Annotated in this window: 1 protein-coding gene and 1 pseudogene; one reads left to right on the top strand and one right to left on the bottom strand. The window is 51.3% G+C overall.

Features of this window, described 5'->3' with window-relative positions; all coding sequences use genetic code 11:
* Positions 1 to 236 precede the first annotated feature (236 nt).
* Positions 237 to 482: a hypothetical protein gene (locus IEY52_RS26455; protein WP_189009697.1), complete on the top strand. Its 246-nt coding sequence runs from the start codon at positions 237 to 239 to the stop codon at positions 480 to 482.
* Positions 483 to 488: 6 nt separating this feature from the next.
* Here the strand turns inward: IEY52_RS26455 and IEY52_RS26450 are convergent.
* Positions 489 to 1,194 (bottom strand): annotated as a pseudogene (locus IEY52_RS26450) (hypothetical protein); the annotation flags it as partial.

Genomic DNA, 1,194 nt, shown 5'->3' with positions numbered 1-1,194 from the left:
GCAGGCTTGTCGGCTCGAAGGGGTATGACAGGCTCATTCTCCCACTTTGGGGACCTGGCCTAACACACAAAAATCTCAGTTAGGTCAATTCAAGCCAGTTTTTGATAACCCATGAGCGTGAGCATCTTTATCCTTTACAGAGCACGTCCTGGCCACAAGGCTTAGCTCAATTCACTTTTTGGCAGATGCACTTCTGGCATGAGGCAACTACCATGGGAATCCAACCTGGAGGAACCATGGAAGCAATCATCCGCATGCTAGACCCAGATCAACACAAAAAAATCGCATGGCTGCACACAGAGATGAAGAGTCTCGGCATTGAAGCCATGAAGCTCAGTATGTTGACATGGCCTGACTACACTGCAGACTTCATTGGCGTGTACGGAGAAGCAATCATCCGCATCGCCCAGGAACTCCACTCAGAAGTCCTTGAGCTCCTGCAAATAATGACTGAAGAAGAGCGGCAAGCCCTGACCGCCTGACAGAAATCATGAGATGGAAGAGAAATCGAGCAGCCACACGTCAGAGAATGTCGGTGGCGGCTTTCTTTTCCGTTGCAGGTGGCTCGGTTCTGGATCTGCTCCACCGATGAGGACCAGCGTACTGGAAGCATCTAAACCGTGACTGAGACAGTATTGCAGTCTTCTCCAGCCCAACTTGAGGTAGCTGAGTCCCCGCCTCCAATGCGGATCAATCAGGCGACGCTGTTTTGAAGCCACCAGATCGGTGCCCAGAGAAACCAGTACCAGCAAAGCTACGGACAACACCAGCAACAAACGCTGTAACTGGGGAGCTGTTCTCAAGTGGGAGTCTTCCAGATGACAGGCAGCGCTTTTCTCGTCCAGGAAGCCTTCTTCAATTTGAAAGCGCTGCCCATATTCTGTGAAGGTCTCGATGGAGGTCAATTGATCACTGACCACACACCACAGCTCTGAACCTTCGAGGGGTCGTGCAACAGCGACATGGACTGGACCCCAATGTTTCCCCGAGACGAGCACATGATGCAGGCATTTGACCTGTCCTGGAGCAAGTTTAAGCTCTGAGAATTGGCCATGCTTTTTACCCAGTAGGGAGGAGAAGGTGAAATTGCCTTTCAGTCGAATACGAAAATGCGGTCGTCCGCTGCGATGATCCCGCAGGGGGCAGGCAAAAAGCAGGGCAGCAGTAAAATTCGACTTGTGAGAACCAAAAAAA

The sequence above is a fragment of the Deinococcus roseus genome, from assembly GCF_014646895.1.
Taxonomy (GTDB): Bacteria; Deinococcota; Deinococci; order Deinococcales; family Deinococcaceae; genus Deinococcus_C; species Deinococcus_C roseus.
Note: the sequence above shows the minus strand (reverse complement) of the source record. Positions and strands in the feature narration are given on the sequence as shown.

Coding starts and splice junctions, on each gene's coding strand:
- IEY52_RS26455 (WP_189009697.1), top strand. CDS start 237: ATGGAAGCAATCATCCGCATGCTAGACCCAGATCAACACAAAAAAATC.